Source organism: Cupriavidus sp. 05N39 (assembly GCF_056397325.1).
In genome coordinates this window covers 27,847-46,028 of the sequence record NZ_JBFTNE010000050.1, presented here as the reverse complement: position 1 = coordinate 46,028, position 18,182 = coordinate 27,847, and the positions used below count along the sequence as shown (strand labels likewise).

Below are 18,182 nucleotides of genomic sequence, written 5' to 3'. Positions count from 1 at the left end.
TTATTGTTCCTCCGGCGTCAGCGACGCCTGCAATGCCGCCGCACAGGCAGCTTCGTGCCGGTCGGCGCTGCCGAACAGGAAGTCGGCGACGACGGCACGTTTGTAGTAATGGCCCACGGCGTATTCCTCGGTCATGCCGATGCCGCCGTGCAACTGGATGGCCTGGCCGCACACGGCCTTGGCGGCACGCCCGATCAATGCCTTCGCCTGGGACAAGGCGCGCCGGCGCGCGGCATCGTCGTCGTTGGCGAGGGACGCGAGCAGGGCGTACAGCATCGAGCGGGAGACTTCCATCTCCGTCGCCATGTCCGCGATACGGTGCTGCAATGACTGGAAGGTGCCGATGGGCACGCCGAACTGCTTGCGGATCTTCAGGTAATCCGCGGTGAGTTCGATGGCCTTTTCCATGACGCCGACCAGCTCGGCGCACAACGCAGCGGTGGCGTGTTCCAGGCCATGCCGGAGCGCGGCCGCACCGTTGCCAGGCTCGCCGAGCACGGCGGCCGGGCCCACCTGGACGCCGTCGAAGACCAGTTCCGCCGCGTGGCTGCCATCGTGCAGCCGCATTCCGCGCACGACGAGGCCCGGGCTGTCCGCGTCCACGAGGAACAGGGTCGTCCCGGCATGTCCCGCCAGCGATGCCGACACGATAAAGGTGTCCGCCACGGTGCCGCCCAGCACCAGCGTCTTGGTACCATGCAGCGCATAGCCGTCGGCGCACAGCTCGGCGCGCAGCGCAACCGGCTCTGGAAAACCGCCCGATTGCGCTTCGCTGTACGCCAGGGCGAACCGGCGCCCGCCCTCCGCCACTAGCGGCATCAGCCGGGCCAGTTGCGCGGGGCGGGCGGCCGCCACCAGCGTCTGGGCAGCGAGCACGGCGCAGCCGATATAGGGCTCCACCACCAGCCCCCGGCCCAGCTCGTGGCAGATCAGCGTGGTATCGATGACCGTTCCGCCAAGGCCATCGTGGTCTTCCGGCAAGGCAGCCGCCAGCCAGCCATTGCCGGCAAAGGTGCGCCAGTGGGCCTCGCTGCAGCCGGTGCCGCCCTTGAGCAGCTCGGTGCGCTGTTCGAAGCTGTAACTCCTTTCGACGAAGCGGCGCACGCTGTCCTGCAGGAGTTGCTGCTCGGAATGCAAATTGAAGTTCATGATCGCTCGGTTCTTAGAGTTGGAACAGCGTCTTGGCGATAATGCCGCGCTGGACCTCGCTGGTGCCGCCGTAGATGGTCGAGGCCCGGCGGAAGAACATCTCATTGGCCAGTCCGCGCCCGGGCCACTGCGCCGGCATGCGCGCGCCGTCCGCTTCTTCCTGCGCGCTTGGGAAGGCCACCGCGCCATAGTCGCCGAGCGACTCCACCACGAAGGTGCTCATCCTCTGCTGCAGCTCGGTGCCGCGCACCTTGAGCATCGAGCCCATCGCGTGGGCGCCCGGGCTGTGATCCTGCTCCAGGGTGGCGACGCGCTGGACCATCATCGCAATGGCGCTCACTTCCGCCTCGAAGCGCGCCAGCTGCAAGGCGAACTCGTGCCGGCTCCCCAGCGTGCGCGTGCCGGCGCGCTGGCTGCCCGCGAGCTGCCTGAGCTGCGTCAGGTAGCGCCGCAGGGTCGGCAGATCCGCCGCCGACGCGTGTTCGTTGTTGAGCAGGAACTTGGTGATCTTCCAGCCTTCGCCTTCCTCTCCGATGCGATTCGCGACGGGCACGCGCACGTTGTCGAAGAAGGTTTCATTGAGGTGGTGGCGGTCGTCGATGCTGCGGATCGGCCGCACCGTGATGCCGGGTGTCTTCATGTCGGCCAGCAGGAAGGTGATGCCAGCCTGCTTTTTCACCTCGGTATTGGTCCGCACCAGCAGGAAGATCCAGTCGGCCCGGTGGGCATAGCTGGTCCAGATCTTCTGGCCGTTGATCACATAGTCATCGCCATCGCGCTCCGCGCGGGTGCGCAGCGACGCCAGGTCCGAGCCCGAGCCGGGCTCGGAGAATCCCTGGCACCAGGTGCGATCCGCATTGAAGATCGGCGGCAGGTGCTCGGCCTTCTGCGTCGGTGTGGCGAATTCGTTCAACACCGGCCCGATCAGTTTCTGCGCGGCGCCATCCTGCGACGGTGCGCCGGCGGCCATGCACTCCTCGTCGAAGGCCAGCCGCTGCAGCACCGACCATCCGGTGCCGCCGTGCTCCTTGGCCCAGTAGGGCGCGCCCCAGCCCTTCTGGTTCAAAATGCGCTGCCAGCGCACCAGGTCCGCGTTGGGCGAGCGTGTGCCGCTGCGTACGGGCGCCACCAGGTCGGCCGGCAAGTGATCGCGCAGGAAATCGCGCACCTCCTGCCGGAACGACGCGAGGCCCGGATCGGGTTGAAAATCCATTTCGGTTCCTTCTCATCTGAAATCCATCGCGAAGGCGCATGAACCAGCGCCTTCGCCCGCCGCGCGGCGCGCGGCTCTTCACACCACTCAGACGTGCAGGATGGTGGCGACCGCAGCCGCCCCATCCAGGCCTATCTGGCCGCCGCCGTTCTCGGCCAGGGCGAGCCTGGCATTGTCACGTTGGCGCGGACCGGCTTCGCCACGCAGTTGCTGCGTCAGTTCGACCAGTTGCGCGACGCCGGTGGCGCCGATCGGATGGCCCTTGCTCAGCAGGCCGCCGCTCGGGTTGACGGAGATCTTGCCGTTCAACCCGGTTGCGCCGCTGCGCAGCATGCCAAGGCCATCGCCGGGACGGCACAGCCCCAGGCTTTCGTAGTACATCAGCTCTGAGGGCGCGGAGGCGTCGTGCACTTCCGCCACATGGATGTCGAGCGGATCGACGCCGGCCTGCTCATACACTCCGTACGTCGCGCGCACCGCGCAATGCGCGAGGCTGGCGTCGGGCGTGCCCGAAACCAGTACCGAGCCGCCCACCCAGACCGGGCGCGCGGTGGTCATGCGCTTGAGGTAATCGGGCGAGCACAGCACGACGGCGCAGGCGCCGTCGCCGATCGACGAGCACATCTGCAGGGTCAGCGGGTCGCTGATCATGCGGCTTGCCAGGACCTCTTCGACCGTCGTTTCGGTCCTGAACTGGGCGTAGGGATTGAGCGAGGCGGCCTTGCGGCTCTTGACGACGATCTGCGCGATATCCGCAGCGGTGGCGCCGGTCTCGGCCATATACTTGCGCGTCTTCTCGGCGTAGATGTCCATGAAGATCGAGCCGCTGCCCGATCCGACATGGGCCGGCTTTTCTTCCTCGAGGTCGACCGCCTTGGCCAGCGCGCCGAAGGAAACGCGCTTGTCCTCGTGCGTCATCCGTTCCGCGCCCACCACCAGGGCCACCTGGGCCTGGCCGCTGCGCACCGCGTTCCACGCGAGATGGAAGGCCGTGCTGCCGGTTGCGCAGGCGTTCTCCACATTGAATACCGGCTTTCCCATCAGGCCGGTGAAGCGCAGCGCGGCCTGGCCGCGGATCATTTCCTGGCCGGTGATAAGGCCGGCCACGGCGTTGCCGAAATACACCTGGTCGACGTCCTGCGCCTGCAGGCCGGCGTCGTCAAGCGCGGCCTTGACCGCGCTTGTCGCCAGCATCCGTACCGTCTGGTCGGGGAACTTGCCGAAGCGGGTCATGCCGACGCCGACGATTGCACAAGTCTTTTTCAATTGGATTCTCCACTAAGTGAAACGAAGGTCGTCAGAAGATGTGCCGCATCCCGAGGGTGACGGCGAACTGGCTGTTCTTGCCGGCGCCGAGGTAGTAGCCGGTGCCCAGGCCGCCCACCGAGGTGTCGAAATTCAGGCCGGCGTTCTTCGAGTAGGCGGTGGCGAGATACAGGCTGGTGCGCTTGGTGAAGAAGTACTTCGTCGTGAACATCACCTGCCACGGGTTCTTGATGTCGCCGAGCATGGCCCCGTTCACCGGATTGGTGACCTGCCGCACGTCGTCGTAGTAATAGGCTAGCGTGGATTCAAGTTGCGGCGTGAAGGCGTAGGTGCCGCCGACCCAGTAGTAGTTGTCGCGCAGGGTCTCGACGCCCGCCGGATTCTGGCTGCGGCCCCAGCGGTAGCCCGCCACCAGGCGCACCGGGCCTGACGCATATTTGCCCGCCACCGCGGCGCGTTTCRCCTTGCCCGGGGGGCCGCCGGCCGTCGTGGCGGCGTCGACCTCATCGTAGGCGACGCCGACGCCGAACGCGCCGGCCGCGTAGCTTGCCGCCGCGCCATAGGCAGCACCCGAACGGAAATTCCCCGGCACTTCGCCTGCCGTTGCGGGCACGGTGGTATCGACGCCAAACGACCAGTGCGCGGCGACTTCAAGCGGACCGAAGTTGGCGCCGTACTTGACGACGTTGTCCTCCCGGTAGTACCGGCCCAGGTACGCCACCACCGGCTCGTACTGAGGCTGGTAGAAGCCGGCCTGGTAGTTGGCCAGTACGTCGAAGATGGAGGTGTACTGGCGGCCGAAGGTCAATTTGCCATACGGGCTGTCGAAGCCGACGTAGGCCTGCCGTCCGAACAGCCGGCCGCTGTTGGCCATCTTGCCGTCATCCGAACTGAAGCCGCTTTCCAGCACAAATACGCCCTTGAGCCCGTTGCCGAGATCCTCCACGCCGCGCAAGCCCCAGCGCGACCCGCCGATGCCGCCGGTCAGCATGGCGACGCGATGCGCCGCCGGGCCCGCCGGTATGGTCGCACCGGTGCTCGACTGGTTGTTGACGTACTCGATGTTGGTATCGATCAGGCCGTAGAGGGTCACGGACTGCGCGCTTGCCGTTCCGGCAAGCGCCGCGCCGGCTGCCAGCAGGGCAACCCGGGCGCACTGCATGTGTTTGGTCAGCTTCATGAATGTCTCCATTTCCATTTTTTTATTCACCGCGCCTGACGCTGGTTTGGGTCGGGCTCTGGATCACTGCATGCCGATGCCGGCTGCAACACGGTGCACCCGCATCGCGGCCGGCGCTCAATGGGGGTCAGACCGGATCCCACGGAAAAACGTCACGCGACAGTTCCAGCGGATAGAAGGAACCCTGCAGCATGGGAATGGCGCGCTCGATGCACGACTGCACGGTCCAGCCTTCGCTGGCATGCGCGGTGCGGATCGGGCGCGGTTGCGAGAACAGGTAGATTTCGTTGTTGCGCACGCCAAAGACCTGCCCGGTGATCTGCTTGCCCTGGTTGCTCAGCAGCGCCAGCGTGAACGGCGCGATCTTGCCGGCTTCCAGCGTCATGTTGATCTTCATGCGTTCCGCGGCCTCCGGCGTGTTGGTCGGGATGCTGCCGACCATGCGCGTGAAGGCGAACGGCGCGATGCAGTTCGAGCGGACATTGAACTTCTGCATATCCACGGCGATGGACTTGGACAGGCCGACGATGCCCAGCTTGGCGGCGGCGTAGTTGGCCTGGCCGAAGTTGCCGATCAGGCCCGATGTCGAGGTCATGTGCACGAAGGCGCCGCCTTCCTGCGCCTTGAAGTGCGGCGCCACCGCGCGCGACACGTTCCAGCTGCCCTTGAGGTGCACGCGTACCACCGCGTCGAATTCTTCCTCGCTCATCTTGTGGAAGATGACGTCGCGCAGGTTGCCGGCATTGTTGACCACGGCATCGACGCGCCCGTACAGGTCGAGTGCCTGCTGGGCAATCTTCTGCGCCGAGCTCCATTCCGCCACGCTGTCGGTGTTGGCGCTGGCCTCGCCGCCTGCTGCCTTGATCAGGTCGACGGTCTCCTGGGCCGGGCCGGCGCTGCCGCCGGAGCCGTCCATGTTGACGCCGAGATCGTTGACGATCACGCGGGCACCCTGGCGCGCCGCCTCCAGAGCGATGCCGCGACCGACGCCCGCACCGGCGCCGGTGACGATGATGACTTTCCCTTGAAGCAAACTCATGGTTGAAACTCCTCCAAAAACGAACAAGAAATGGACTGGCCGGCTTTAATGGTTCAGGCCCAGGATGCTCACCGCCGCAATGCCCTGGTAAGGCACGCCGCCCAGGTTGTGCGTCAGGCCCGTGGTGGGATTGGCGAGCTGGCGCTCGCCGGCCCGGTCTTGCAGCTGGTTGTAGATTTCGTAGGCCATGCGCAGGCCGGAGGCCGCGATCGGATGGCCGAAGCATTTCAGGCCGCCATCGACCTGGCACGGCACGCCGTTGCCATCGCGGTCGTAGAAGCCGTCGAGCACGTCGTGCACTGCGCGGCCCGGTTCGGAGATGAACAGGTCTTCCATCGTGACCAGCTCGGTGATCGAGAAGCAGTCGTGCACTTCAATCAGCGACAACTGCTTGCGCGGATCGGTGATGCCGGCTTCCGCGTAGGCGCGCTGGGTGGCCATGCGGGTATTGCGTACGTGGCTGCCATCCCAGGCGTTGGTGGTGGACTCGATGCCCGAGCTGATGCTGAGCTGGATCGCCTTGATGGTGACCATGTCCTTGCGGCCGAGCGCGCGGGCGATCTCCGGCGTGGTGACGATGGCTGCCGCCGCGCCGTCGCTGACGCCGCAGCAGTCGAACAGGCCGAGCGGGTCGGCGATCATCGGCGCGGCCAGGATCTGCTCCATCGACACCGGCTTGCGCAGGTGCGCCTTCGGGCTGAGCGCGCCGTTCTGGTGGCTTTTCCAGGAAACCCGTGCCAGCGCGCGCTTCAGGTCTTCCTTTGAAATGCCATGCTTTGTGCGATAGCCGTCGGCCAGCTGCGCGAAGCCCGCGGGCGCCGATCCCAGCGGCAGCCACAGGTCGTTCATGGTGCCCTTGTACGAGAACGGCAGGCCGCCATAGCCGGTGTCCTTCAGCTTCTCCGCGCCGATCGCCAGGGCGATATCGACGGCGCCGGAGGCAACAGCGTAGGCCGCGCCCCGCAGGGCCTCGGTGCCCGTGGCACACATGTTCTCGGTGCGGGTGAACGGAATGCCGTCGAGCCGCAGCGCCAGCGAAGCGGGAATGGCGGAGTTGCCGATGTTCACCGCGTCCAGGCAGGAGCCGAACCAAGCTGCCTCGATTTCCTTGCGCCCGATGCCGGCATCGAGCAGCGCTTCGTCGAAGGCCTCGGCCAGCAGCTCGTGGGTACCCACGTCCCAGCGCTCGCCGAAGCGCGAGCAGCCCATGCCGATGATGGCGACCTTGTCCTTGATACYGTTTGCCATGATGTTGATTCCCCTTATGCCGACACCGGCGTGGCTTTCCAGAAATAGCGCGGATAGTTGCGCGCCTTGTCGACGTCCTTGATGCGGAACGCCATCCGCAGCGGTGTGCCGACGTCCAGTCCCTGCGGCCCGACATCGACGATTTCCATCAGTACCCGCGCATCGTTGTCGAACTGCACAAAGCCGACGTAGAGGGGCGGCGAGGGGTGATAGGACAGCCAGTCCGCGGTACTGGTCAACACCTTGGCCGGCACGTCGTACAGGTGCGCGCGTGTGAATCCGGCCGCCGGCGCGTTGCAACCTGCCTTGACGCAATAGGCCAGCTGCGGGAACTGCAGCGTGCCGCAATGAGGGCACTTGCCGGCGACAAAGCTGGCGAGCTGGTGCGCGCAGCGGTACTGCTCGGTGAAGGCGGTCTTGACCGGCTTCTCGGCGCGCATGCCCCATTCCAGGTCGATGGCGCCGCCATACGACAGCATGCGCAGGTAGGCGTCGTGGATCTGGCCGTCGGCGATGGCGCAGGCCACGCCGCGGCGCGGCCTGAATCCGAGAATGGCTTCGGTCACGCGCAGCACCAGCACGTCGCAGCCCTGGCCGAAGCCGGCGACCACGATCACCTGGCCTGGCTGCGCGCGCTCCAGCACATCGGCCAGCATCAGGCAGGCGTGCGCCGCGCCGGCATAGCCACAATGCTCGTCCAGGTGTGCGCTGACGGCTTCAGGCGCGAAGCCGCAACGCTTGGCCACCATCGCGGCAGCACCCTTCAGGGCCGATGCCAGGATGAAATGGCTGACGCCCGCGGGCGCGACGTTGGCGTCGGCCAGTGCCTGGGCCACGGTGCCCGGCACGACCTTGCCGTAGCCCTCGTCGCGGATCCAGCGCTCCTCCCAGTAGTAGTCGTACTTCCCGTCGGCGGCGCGGAAGTGGTCCACGAACAGGTTGGTGCAGCTGGCGCTGCCAATCAGGCTGGCCAGGATGTCCTCGCTGCCCAGCGTGAACGCCGCGGCGCCGGCGCCATAGGTCAGCTCTTGCGTGCTGGCAGGCTTGCCGGCAGGGTTGTCGCTCGCGACGAACAGCGCCTTGCCGTCCGCGGCGCGCAGCTGCGCCAGCAAGCCGGACACCCCGGCGCGCTGCGACAGGCCGACGTCCTGCGTGCGGACATTGGCCGGCAGGTCGAGCGCGCCCGCCACGATGCTGGCGCTTTGCAGGTCGCCGAAGGCGGGCCGCGTGGTGGCCAGCGCGAGCGCGGAAAAGTCGTGGCGAGGGCGGTGGTCCAGCGCGTCGCGCGCGGCTTCCACCGCCATGGTCACGCTGTCCTCGTCCCAGTTGCAGAAAGCGCGGTGGCCTTTGGCCAGCGCGGCATTGCCGGGCGCCATCCAGCGGTGAGCCGCGGCGATGGCGGCGCGCTGCATGCGCAGGCGGGGCACATAACCGCCGTATCCGGTGATTCCGTAAGGTGTCGTCGTCTTGGTCATGATGTCGGTGCTGTGGTTGCGGCGCTTGGTGAGTCCCGTTGAGGGTCGCAATTCCTGTGGTCTGGCGTTAGCTGCAAGTAAGCTGGCAAATCAGCGGGCAAATGGCAGCAAGAGCGTGTCGCCCCGCACGACTGCCTGGTGCAGCGAAGCGAGGCTGGCCATGCCGCCTGGCGAGGCGGGCATGGCACGGTCCGCCATGCGCGCGAAGCCCCGATGGCTGAGGGTCGTGGCGCCGGGCTGGCCCGGGCCATCCGGCGCATGCAGCAGCACGGCCGGGTCCGGTCCGCTCGCCACCATGGGCACCGGCCCGATACCTGCGGCCAATGCATCCGCGAAATCGTGCACGACGGCAGGCCGAGCCTTGCCGGGCGCCTTGCCGTGCGCGCTGCCGGAAAGGCCGGACGGCGCCGGGCACGCGGCGACAATGCAGCCACGCAGTCCGCCCTCGCCGAGCAGGGTCGTCACGGCGGCCCGGGCTTCCTGCGCGGCGATGGCAACCCGCGCGCCGGTATCGCTGGCGCAGCGGGCCATGGCCACCGGCGTCATGGCCGGGTTCATCGCCACGACCACGGCATCGCAGCGCAATACGGCATACCAGGCGACCGCGAGCTGCGGGCCGTCCCGCATCGCCAGCAGCACGGGGTCGCCGCGCCGCACCGCAAGGTGCTGCTGCAGATAGCCGGCCAGGCACAGGGCGGCGCGGTGCAGGTCGCCATAGGTGATGCGTTGGCCCTGGTATGCAATCGCGCAGCTGTCGTGGTCGCGCTGCGCGCGGGCCTCGAGGTATCCGAAGAGGTGGCAGTCCCGCGCGCCGGACGCATCTTCGGCGCCGGCGGACGATGCCGCGGGGAAGCAGGAGAGGACGGACATGTCGTTCGCCAGAGTCATCGGGCCGGATCCCGTGATCACTCGGGCTGGATGCCGGCGAGGTTGATCAACCGCTTCCACATCTTCTGGTCCTCGACGACGCTCTTGCCAAGCTCGGGACCGGTGGCCGGGAAGGCCAGGCTGCCGCGCTCCGCATAGTGGGTCTTGGCTTCCGGCGAGCTGACGAATTCGAGGCTCAGGCGCGCCAGCTTGTCGATGATCGGCTGCGGCGTGCCGGCCGGCGCAAACAGGCCGGTCCAGCTCACCATCTGCACGCCCTGCACGCCGGCTTCGGCCAGGGTGGGCGTGTCGGGCAACAGGGCCATGCGGCTCGGGCTCATGACCGCCAGCGCGCGCAGCTTGCGGGCCTGGACTTGCGGCACCGCGGACGCGATATCGGTAAGGCCGTAGTCCATGGTGCCGCCCATGAGGTCGGTCATCATGTTGGCCATGCCCTTGTATGGGACGTTGACCGCCTTGATGCCGGCGGCCTCGTTGAAGGCGGCGACGGCGACCTGGGAGGGCGCGCTGGCCGTGCCGTAGTTCAACTTGCCGGGCTTGGCGCGCGCGCCGGCTATCAGTTCGGCCACGTTGTGATAGGGCGAGCTGGCGGGCACCACGATGGCCACCGGCAGCATCGACAAGCGCGCGATGGGCGCGAAATCCTTGCGGGCATCGTAGGGCAGGTGCTTGAACAGGTTCGGGTTGGCCGCCATGGTGCCGGAGGTGGCCAGCAACAGCGTGTAGCCATCCGGCGCTGCCTTGGCCACGAACTCGCCGGCCATGATCATGTTGGCGCCGGGGCGGTTGTCCACCACGAAGCTCTGCCCGAGCTTCTCTGCCAGGTACTTCGCCAGCAGGCGCGTATAGGCGTCAGCGCCGGTGCCTGCGCTGGAGACGGACACCACCCGCACCATCCGCTCGGGGTAGTGCTGCGCGGTGGYCGGGACAGCCAGTGCCAGCAGGGAGCAGAATGCCGCGATGCGTCGACGGGCGAGTGAGGTGAAGGGGGTCATGCGGGTCTCCTGTCATTCGTTGTTTTGTGGATAGGCGCTGCGGGCAGCGCCGGAACCGGTTCCCGTATCCAGCATGGCGGGGACGACTCTTTCGGCGGAGTCACCGTGTTCTCGTGTTGGCTGAATGATTGCCGTGCCAGGGGGGGAGGGCACTCCCCGGGCCGGGGGGGCGGCGCGTGCGGGGCGCCGTTCGGGTGGCGAGGGTGTTTCGTATGAAACGGCAAGGCGGCCAGGTTTGCACGACGCCGGCAGGCTTGCCGTGCGTCAGGGATGGTGTCGCGGATTCACAGCTGATGTGCTGCCGGCCGCGCGTGAGACGCGCGGATCCCGCAACCGCGGGCCGCCGGCCTGGCGCTTATGTGCGCTGCGCGGGTGGTTGTGTGCCGGCCAGGTCGCGCAGGCGCGCGGCGGCACCGCCACGCCCGGTCACGCCGAGCTTGGCGTAGATGTTCTTCAGATGCCACTTCACCGTCTCCGGCGACAGGTTCAGCACCAGCGCGATCTTCTTGTTCGGCATGGCTTGCGCAACCAGGCTCAGTATCTCGTGCTCGCGCTCGCTGAGTGCTTGCGAGGCTGAGGCCGGCATGCCCTTGCGGGGGCCAGCATCGTGGGGCGCGGCGGCGGCGGCCGATTGCAGGCGCTGCGCATAGAAGGTCAGCACGGGATCCAGCGCTTGCGTGTCGAGGAGCGCGCCCAGAACCCGGGGCAGGTCGCTGGAAACATCGAGCAGGGTGCGCACCAGGCCGAGCCGGTGGCCGATCCGCAGTGCCTGGCGCAAGTGCGGCAGCGCCGCCTGCGCGTTGCCGAGCTGCTGCCGGGCGATGCCCAATTGCAGCCACAATGTGGCGACCCGCACCTGCTGGCCACGTTGCTCGCAGGCGCGGATATAGGGCTCTATGCGGGCCACGGCGCCGGCGAAATCATGGACGTAGAGGCACATCTCGATGCGGGCGCGCTCCACGCCGTAGGTGACGCGCAGGGATTTTCCGGCGTGGCGGGCGCCAAGCGCCTCGAGACGTTGCAGCACGGCACCGGCCTGCACCATCTGGCCCTGGTCCAGGTGGTGCCGCAAGCGCAGCCCGAGCGCGCTCACCAGCAGCCTGTCCAGCCCGAAACGCACGGCATAGGTCTCGAGCCGGTCCAGGCAGGTACCCGCCTCCGCGCGGCGGCCCGTCAGCCATTGCGCCTCCGACAGCACCAGCAGCGCGCGCATCACGGTGTCGGGCAGCGAGACGCGCTCCAGCACGTCAATGCGCGGCTCCAGCAGCCGCAGCGCCCCCTCGAAATCGTTCAGCTCGTATAGCGTATCCGCAAGCAGCCCGGCGGCCATGCACGACAGGCCCGCATAGGGGGCGCCGCGCTCGTCGGCCTCGCGCAGCACCTCGCGCACGATCCGCTCGGCCGGGACGATGCTACCTTCCAGCGTCAGGCTCATGGCGCTGATGCAGCGGCCCAGCAGGCGGCTGCGCGGCGCGCCGGGGCGCTCGCCGGTGTCATCGAGCACCGCCCGCGCGCGATCGTACTGGCCACGGTAGACGTAAGCCCACGCCAGGATGTTGCTGCGGCCGGTCCAGGCAAAATCGCTGGCATCGCGAGGAATGTCGCGCACGGCCTCGAGCAGGGCGTACACCGTATCGGTATCGTCCTGCTGCAGCGCCAGGCCGCAGCGCAGCAGGGTGATGGCGTAGCGCTGGCCAGCGTCAAGCATGGCGTGCTGCGATTCCATCCGTGCCAGGCTTTCCCGCAAGGCGTCGAACTTCCGCGTGTACAACTGCAGGTAAGCCGAGGCGACAAGAATGCCGAAGCGCGCCTGCACCTGCTCGGCCGGCAGCCGGCGCAGCAGGCTGGCCAGCTGGCCGAGCTCGCCCCCGGACAGCAGCTCGTAGGCGCAGGTCTCCACCATGGCGGCGGCCGCGCCCGCGTCGCCCGCGAGCACGGCGTGGCGCACGGCATCGTCGATATGTCCGCGCTCGCCAAACCAGTGCCATGCGTCCACGTGGAGCGCGCGTCGCGCATCGTCGGACCACCCTGCCACGCGCGTCAGCAAGACCTCTCGCAGCAGCGGATGCAGGCGATACCAGGTTTCCCGGTCGTGGCTGCCGATCTGCGTGATGAACAGGTTATCGTTCTCCAGCCGCGCCAGCCGGCCCTCCATCTGTGCGGCGTATTGAGGCTGTCCCAGCACGCTGGCGCACAGTGGGGCGCAGATGCGGTTGCAAACGGCCATGCGCGTCAGCATGTCCAGGTCGTCGGGCGCCAGGCGCACCAGCACTTCCTGCTCGAAATAGCTGGCGAATGTTCGCGCGTCGCGCACCTGGACGAGCGGGTAGGTGCCGCCGCCCCGAGCCCGCAGGTCCACGGCAAACAGCTGCAGGCCCGCAACCCAGCCGTCGGTGAGCGCGTGCAGGGCGGCGGCGTCGCGCTTGCGGATGCCCCCCAGGCGTTCGCACAGGAATTGCTCCGATTCGTCGGCGGTAAAGCGAAGGTCGCGCATGTCGACCTCGGTGAGCTTGCCTTGCGAGCGCAAGCGCTCCAGCGAGAGCGGCAACGCGCTGCGGGAGCTGAGCGCCAGGTGCACATGCGCGGGCACATAGTCCAGCAGCCACTGCAGCGCCTGGTAGATACGCGCGTCGTCGATATGGTGCAGGTCGTCGAGCATCACCACGATTTCGCGTCGATACCGGGCAAGGCCCTGCACCAGGCTGATGACCCAATGCTCGATGGCGGCAGCGTCAGTGTCGCGCCCGATCAGCAAGGCGGTTTCCCGCACAATGGCGGGATCCACTTCGCCGATGCTGGCCAGCAGGCAATCGAAGAAGCGGCCCGGTTCGTTGTCCTCCACCGCCAGGGAAAGCCAGGTGACGTCGTAGTCCAGCGCCAGCAGCGACCTGCGCCAGGCCAGCAGGGTACTGGTCTTGCCACTGCCGGCCTGGCCCTGGACGACGACGCAGCGCTGGCGCCGCGCTTCCTGCAGACGCGCCATCAATGCCTCGCGCGGAATCAGGTTGCGGGCCACGCGGGGCGGCATCACCTTGGTGCTGGCAATGGCCTCCACGGCGCTGCCCGATGCTGGCATGTCCGTGGCTTCTGCTGTCGAATGGCTCCGTGAGGCGTGTTCCTGCTCCGCGGAATCTGCGAGATGTGTTGCGTCGTCACCGGAACTTAAGGCCTGCGCGAAAGCCGCGGCCGGCGTGAGCTCCTGCTCGGGCATCCAGATATACGGCCTGCCGTCGCCGCGCGGAAGGCGCGCGTCGATTGCCTCCAGCAATAGCGGCATGGAGGGCACTCCGGGCCGCCGCGGTTGCGCGGCGGTTGCGCGGAAAAAGCGCTGCAGCATCCGCAGCCATGATGCAGGGTTCGGCGCGAAGTGGGCTTCGATACGAGGGTGCCGTGCCAGCCACTTCAGCACGGCCGCGTGCTGATGCGTCGCGTAGTTGTCGGCGATCAGGTGAAGGCGCGCGCCGGCCGGCGTGCTGCGCTCGAGCTTGCGCAGGAAGGCAAGCCACTCGGTTTCGCGCTGCCGCGTCTGCATTGCCGTCTGGGTCCGCGCCGGGGGCTGCATGTCCTCCTGCATCCCCTTGAGCGCGGCCAGCAAGCGCGCGGCGCTGACAGGCCGGCCGCTGTGCGCGGCCTCTTCGGCCGGTGCTGGCATGGTCTCGCCGCCGGCATGGATCGCCAGGGCATGTTCGGACGGTGCCATATACAGGCCAACGATTTCCAGAGGCTCGCCGGCCAGGCCGAGGTCGGCGGCGACGCCGGGTTTCTGCGCGGCGGGCGGCGCCAGGCCGGCCGCCCGCCAGTGCCGCGAGATGCTTGCGGCACTCACCCCCAGCTGTTCGGCCAGCTTGCGGGTGCTCCAGGGGGCGGGTGAATCCGGCCGGCCCTGGGTGGTCAGCGCTACCAGCCGCGCGATGTCGACCTTTACCGGGGGCGCGCCGCGCGGAAGGCTGGCCTCGATGCCCGCGAGCCGCAGCTTCGCATAGCGCTCGCGCCAGCGCGAAACCTGCACGCGGCCCACGCCGAGCCGTTCGGCGATGTCCTTGTTCTGCATGCCCGCCGCGGCCAGCAGCACCATGTGTGCGCGCTGTGCAAGGCGGGTGGCGCCGCCGTCGGCATCCCGCAATTGTTCCAGTGCGGCGCGCTCGGCGTCGGTGAGAACAATGTCAGGGGCTACTCGCATTCACGCACTCCATCGGGCTTGCCGCGTTCCGAAAATCGAAGCGCAGTAGAACATAACTTCCGTTTTGCGTGCAACTCTCCGTAACCATGATAGCCGCGGAACCGGCGAGGCGGCCGGGTGCCTCCGTCCGGCCCACCCCGAACGAGTAGTGCCAGGGGCGGGGCGGACGATTAGATTGATCCTGCCGAAAGATCAACATCCACATCCACATCCACATCGACATCGACATCGACATCGAGACGGATACCCGTACATATTCCTGGAGACACACATGAGTTTTTCGCAAGCAGTGGTCGGCTCGGTTGGCTGGCTGACCTTGACCCGTCCCGACAAGCTGAACAGCCTGACCCGCGAGATGGTCGAGGGTATGACGGCGCAGTTGCAGGCCTGGCGCGACGATCCCGCCGTGCGCGTCGCGGTGCTCACGGGTACCGGGCGCGCCTTCTGCGCCGGGGCCGACCTCAAGCAAGGCGCGGCGCCGCCCGCACCTGGCGAAAAGGACTCACTCGACATCATCGTGGCTTTTTTCGACACGCTGCGTGCATTTCCCAAGCCCGTGATCGCGGCAGTCAACGGCCTGGCGCTGGCCGGCGGGCTGGAAGTGGTGCTGGCCTGCGACATCGTCCTGGCTGCCGAAAGCGCTCGGCTGGGTGATGCGCACTCGAACTATGGCGTGTTTCCCGGCGGCGGCGGTGCGGCGATCCTGCCGCGCAAGGTGCCGGACAACGTGGCCCGCTACCTGCTGTTTACCGGTGACTCGCTGAGCGCGGCCGAGATGAAGGGCTATGGCCTGGTCAACGAAGTCCTTGCCGATGCCGAACTGTGCGATCGCGCGCAGGCGCTGGGCGACAAGCTGGCCCGGAAGAGCCCGCTGGTGCTTGCGCGAATGAAGCGCGTGGCGGCACAGGCCACCGACAAGACCACGGCGGATGCGCTGCGCCAGGAGGTGCTGGAGCTGCGCGATCACAAGCGCTCGTACGACATCCAGGAAGGCCTGCGCGCCTTTGCCGAGAAGCGCGAGCCTCAGTTCCGGGGCTATTGATCGCATCGCGCCAATCCCGAATGCATTGCCGGCTTCGCCGCCGCGCCAAACCTAAAGCCAAGAGTATCGACCATGACATATCAACTTCCCACCGAAGACCAGACCCTGGCGGTCGAGAGCTTCCGCAAGTTCCTGCAGGCCGAGATCAAGCCCGTCGTCAAGGAGTATCGCGACCGCTTCATCCCCAAGGAAACCATGCGCGAGCTGACCCAGAAGATCGCGCAGTTCGGCTTGCCCGGCTGCACGCTCCCCGTCGAGCATGGCGGCATGGGCTTGTCGTTCACCACGCATTGCATGCTGTTCGAGGAACTGGTTGCCTGTTCGTGCGATATCGCGCTGACCGTGATGATCAACAACGGCATCGCCCGGCGCCTGCTGTCGGCAAAACCGGAGATTCGCGACCGCTACCTGCCGGGCATCCTGGCAGGCAAGCTGTTCGGCTGCGCCGGTATCAGCGAGCCGGACGTCGGCTCCAACGTAGCCGAGATCAAGACCCGCGCGGTGCGCGACGGGGACCACTTCATCATCAACGGTGAGAAGACCTGGATCACAAACGGCTTTTACTCCGACTTCCTGATCTGCACCGTGCGCGGCGAGAACGGGCTCTCGCACATCGTGATCGACCGCGAGGCGCATGGCTACGAGGCGCGCAATATCCAGAAGATCGGGCTGAACTCGCAATCCACCGCGCAGATCTTCATCACCGATGCACGCGTGCCCGCCACCAACCTGATCGACGACGAAGGCGCGGGCCTGAAAAACACCATGAAGATGTTCGAGCACGCTCGCGGCCATGTCGGCATGCTGTCGGTCGGCATCATGCGAGCAGCGCTCGAAGAATCGATCGCCTATGCCAAGGAGCGCAAGCAGTTCGGCAAGATCATCGCCGGCCATCAGCTGATCGCGGCCAAGATCGCGGACATGGCGATGATGCTCGACGCCGCCCGCCTGATGTGCATGCGCGTGTTTGGCATGATGGATGCCGGCGTGCGTTGTGACCTGGAGGCTTCCATGGCCAAGGCATTCGCGACCGAAGCCGCGGTCCAGGTGTGTCGCGACGCCGTCCAGCTGCACGGCGGCAACGGCATCACCAAGGAGTTCAACGTAGAGCGCTATCTGCGCGAAGCCATCATCATCCCGATTCCCGATGGCACCACGGAGATCCAGCGCTTGTTCATCTCGCGCCGGCTGACGGGGATTTCGGCGTTCTGAGAGGGGGAGGCGAGGAAGGCCGGCGCTGGGGGGCGCCGCCTTTTTTCGTTGGGCGTTCATCCGACGGCTATGCCGTCCTCGGCGCAGAAGGCAACCAGCGCTTCGGTAACGCCGAACGTGGGGCTATCCGGATCATGGACCGGCACGGAGAGGCCCAGGTCGATGCCATGGCATCGCGCACGGAACTGGTCATCCCCCCGCAGCACGTGATCGATGAAAGGTGGCCCGGAGGTGGCCGCACCGCGCCACGTCTTGGAATCACTCGGGCTGCAGGCCCGAGACTGCGATCATGCGTTTCCAGATGGCCTGATCGGAAATGACCGTCTTGCCCAGTTCGGCGCTGGTTCCAGGGTTCGGCATGGTGCCATGGGCGGCGTGATGAGCCATGGCGATCGGCGAGGTAGCGAATGCCAGGATCAGCCGTTCCAGATTGCTGACAATCGGCGCTGGCGTGCCCGCCGGCGCGAACAGCCCGACCCAGCTGATCCTTGAAATGGCATCGGCCATCGCGGCGTCCTGCATGCCGGTTTCCGCCAGGGTCGGAACGCCTGGCGCTTGCGGCAGCCGCTTGGCGCTCAGCATGGCAAGCGCGCGCAGTTTGCCGGACTGCAGGTGCGGCAGGATGTAGGAAGCCTCGACGACGCTATAGTCCACGACGCCGCTGATCAGATCGGGCAAAAGGCCGGCGGCGGACTTATAGGGAACATTGACCGATTTGATTCCTGCCGCCTCATTGAAGGCCGACACCATGACCCGATAGCCCGTGCTGACGGTGGCGCAGTTGAGCGAGCCCGGCCTCGCACGCCCCGCGGCAACCAGGTCGGCGACGGTCTTGAAGGGCGAGGTACCGGGCACAAGCAACGCCAGCGAAAGCGAAGAGACGCGAGCCAGCGGCACGAAGTCCTTCACCGGGTCGTAGGGCAGGCGCTTGAACAGGAAGGGATTGGCGGACATCGCGCTGGACGCGGCAAGCAGCAGGGTGTAGCCGTCCGGGGCGGCCTTTGCCACGTAATCGGTAGCGATGATCATGTTGGCTCCGGGGCGGTTCTCGACCACCACGCTCTGCCCAAGCGCCTCGCCAAGGTATTTGGCCAGCTGGCGGCTGTAGTCGTCGAGTACCGTGCCTGGGCTCGTGATCGAGACGATCTTGATATACCGCTCTGGATACTTCTGCGCCTGCGCCCTTGCTGGCGACGCCAGGGTCAGTAGCGCGCCGCCGGCGGCGAAGCCCATGATGCGTCTTCGGGTCCGTGAAACCAGGGTGTCCATGCGTTCTCCTCGTGCGTTGTTGTCAT

Annotated in this window: 13 protein-coding genes; 2 read left to right on the top strand and 11 right to left on the bottom strand. The window is 67.0% G+C overall.

Annotated features, from left to right (window positions below; genetic code table 11):
- The 10 genes from AC1DN0_RS23235 to AC1DN0_RS23190 all read right to left on the bottom strand — a co-directional run bounded on the left by AC1DN0_RS23235 (window position 1) and on the right by AC1DN0_RS23190 (window position 14,633).
- Window positions 1–1,149 carry an acyl-CoA dehydrogenase family protein gene (locus tag AC1DN0_RS23235; protein WP_477111799.1) on the bottom strand — a complete coding sequence of 383 codons (1,149 nt, stop codon included), beginning with the start codon at window positions 1,147–1,149 and terminating at the stop codon, window positions 1–3.
- A 13-nt stretch (window positions 1,150–1,162) separates the two neighbouring features.
- Complete coding sequence (locus tag AC1DN0_RS23230; protein ID WP_477111800.1) at window positions 1,163–2,362, bottom strand: acyl-CoA dehydrogenase; 1,200 nt, start codon at window positions 2,360–2,362, stop codon at window positions 1,163–1,165.
- Between the two features lie 87 nt (window positions 2,363–2,449).
- Complete coding sequence (locus AC1DN0_RS23225; protein WP_441629544.1) at window positions 2,450–3,628, bottom strand: thiolase family protein; 1,179 nt, start codon at window positions 3,626–3,628, stop codon at window positions 2,450–2,452.
- A gap of 31 nt (window positions 3,629–3,659) precedes the next feature.
- Window positions 3,660–4,808, bottom strand: coding sequence for a porin (locus tag AC1DN0_RS23220; protein WP_477146037.1), 1,149 nt, complete (start codon window positions 4,806–4,808; stop codon window positions 3,660–3,662).
- A 127-nt stretch (window positions 4,809–4,935) separates the two neighbouring features.
- Window positions 4,936–5,847 carry an SDR family NAD(P)-dependent oxidoreductase gene (locus tag AC1DN0_RS23215; protein ID WP_477103716.1) on the bottom strand — a complete coding sequence of 304 codons (912 nt, stop codon included), beginning with the start codon at window positions 5,845–5,847 and terminating at the stop codon, window positions 4,936–4,938.
- Between the two features lie 45 nt (window positions 5,848–5,892).
- Entirely contained in the window at window positions 5,893–7,095 is a 1,203-nt protein-coding gene (locus AC1DN0_RS23210; protein ID WP_477146036.1) for an acetyl-CoA acetyltransferase, read from the bottom strand.
- 14 nt (window positions 7,096–7,109) lie between these two features.
- Window positions 7,110–8,570 (bottom strand): 3-oxoacyl-[acyl-carrier-protein] synthase III C-terminal domain-containing protein, encoded by a 1,461-nt coding sequence (locus AC1DN0_RS23205; protein ID WP_477111801.1) that lies wholly within the window; start codon window positions 8,568–8,570, stop codon window positions 7,110–7,112.
- Between the two features lie 90 nt (window positions 8,571–8,660).
- Window positions 8,661–9,440, bottom strand: a complete 780-nt coding sequence (locus AC1DN0_RS23200; RefSeq protein ID WP_477111802.1) for an AMP-binding protein — start codon at window positions 9,438–9,440, stop codon at window positions 8,661–8,663.
- A 35-nt stretch (window positions 9,441–9,475) separates the two neighbouring features.
- Window positions 9,476–10,453, bottom strand: a complete 978-nt coding sequence (locus AC1DN0_RS23195) for a Bug family tripartite tricarboxylate transporter substrate binding protein (protein ID WP_477146035.1) — start codon at window positions 10,451–10,453, stop codon at window positions 9,476–9,478.
- 355 nt (window positions 10,454–10,808) lie between these two features.
- Entirely contained in the window at window positions 10,809–14,633 is a 3,825-nt protein-coding gene (locus AC1DN0_RS23190) for a LuxR C-terminal-related transcriptional regulator (protein WP_477111803.1), read from the bottom strand.
- A gap of 271 nt (window positions 14,634–14,904) precedes the next feature.
- Here AC1DN0_RS23190 and AC1DN0_RS23185 point away from each other — a divergent pair, with 271 nt between their 5' ends.
- Together AC1DN0_RS23185 and AC1DN0_RS23180 are read left to right on the top strand one after the other, a co-directional pair.
- A complete protein-coding gene (locus tag AC1DN0_RS23185; protein WP_477103718.1) occupies window positions 14,905–15,675 on the top strand; it encodes an enoyl-CoA hydratase/isomerase family protein in 771 nt (256 codons plus the stop codon).
- A 72-nt stretch (window positions 15,676–15,747) separates the two neighbouring features.
- Window positions 15,748–16,887, top strand: coding sequence for an acyl-CoA dehydrogenase family protein (locus AC1DN0_RS23180; protein ID WP_441629553.1), 1,140 nt, complete (start codon window positions 15,748–15,750; stop codon window positions 16,885–16,887).
- Window positions 16,888–17,145: 258 nt separating this feature from the next.
- Here AC1DN0_RS23180 and AC1DN0_RS23175 read toward each other — a convergent pair whose 3' ends face one another.
- Window positions 17,146–18,156 (bottom strand): Bug family tripartite tricarboxylate transporter substrate binding protein, encoded by a 1,011-nt coding sequence (locus AC1DN0_RS23175; RefSeq protein ID WP_477111804.1) that lies wholly within the window; start codon window positions 18,154–18,156, stop codon window positions 17,146–17,148.
- Window positions 18,157–18,182: the final 26 nt, after the last annotated feature.

What these genes read in the sequence shown, in the direction of transcription:
- AC1DN0_RS23235 (WP_477111799.1), bottom strand. Translation starts at nt 1,149, where the DNA reads ATGAACTTCAATTTGCATTCCGAGCAGCAACTCCTGCAGGACAGCGTG.
- AC1DN0_RS23230 (WP_477111800.1), bottom strand. Translation starts at nt 2,362, where the DNA reads ATGGATTTTCAACCCGATCCGGGCCTCGCGTCGTTCCGGCAGGAGGTG.
- AC1DN0_RS23215 (WP_477103716.1), bottom strand. Translation starts at nt 5,847, where the DNA reads ATGAGTTTGCTTCAAGGGAAAGTCATCATCGTCACCGGCGCCGGTGCG.
- AC1DN0_RS23205 (WP_477111801.1), bottom strand. Translation starts at nt 8,570, where the DNA reads ATGACCAAGACGACGACACCTTACGGAATCACCGGATACGGCGGTTAT.
- AC1DN0_RS23200 (WP_477111802.1), bottom strand. Translation starts at nt 9,440, where the DNA reads ATGTCCGTCCTCTCCTGCTTCCCCGCGGCATCGTCCGCCGGCGCCGAA.
- AC1DN0_RS23190 (WP_477111803.1), bottom strand. Translation starts at nt 14,633, where the DNA reads ATGCGAGTAGCCCCTGACATTGTTCTCACCGACGCCGAGCGCGCCGCA.
- AC1DN0_RS23185 (WP_477103718.1), top strand. Translation starts at nt 14,905, where the DNA reads ATGAGTTTTTCGCAAGCAGTGGTCGGCTCGGTTGGCTGGCTGACCTTG.
- AC1DN0_RS23180 (WP_441629553.1), top strand. Translation starts at nt 15,748, where the DNA reads ATGACATATCAACTTCCCACCGAAGACCAGACCCTGGCGGTCGAGAGC.
- AC1DN0_RS23175 (WP_477111804.1), bottom strand. Translation starts at nt 18,156, where the DNA reads ATGGACACCCTGGTTTCACGGACCCGAAGACGCATCATGGGCTTCGCC.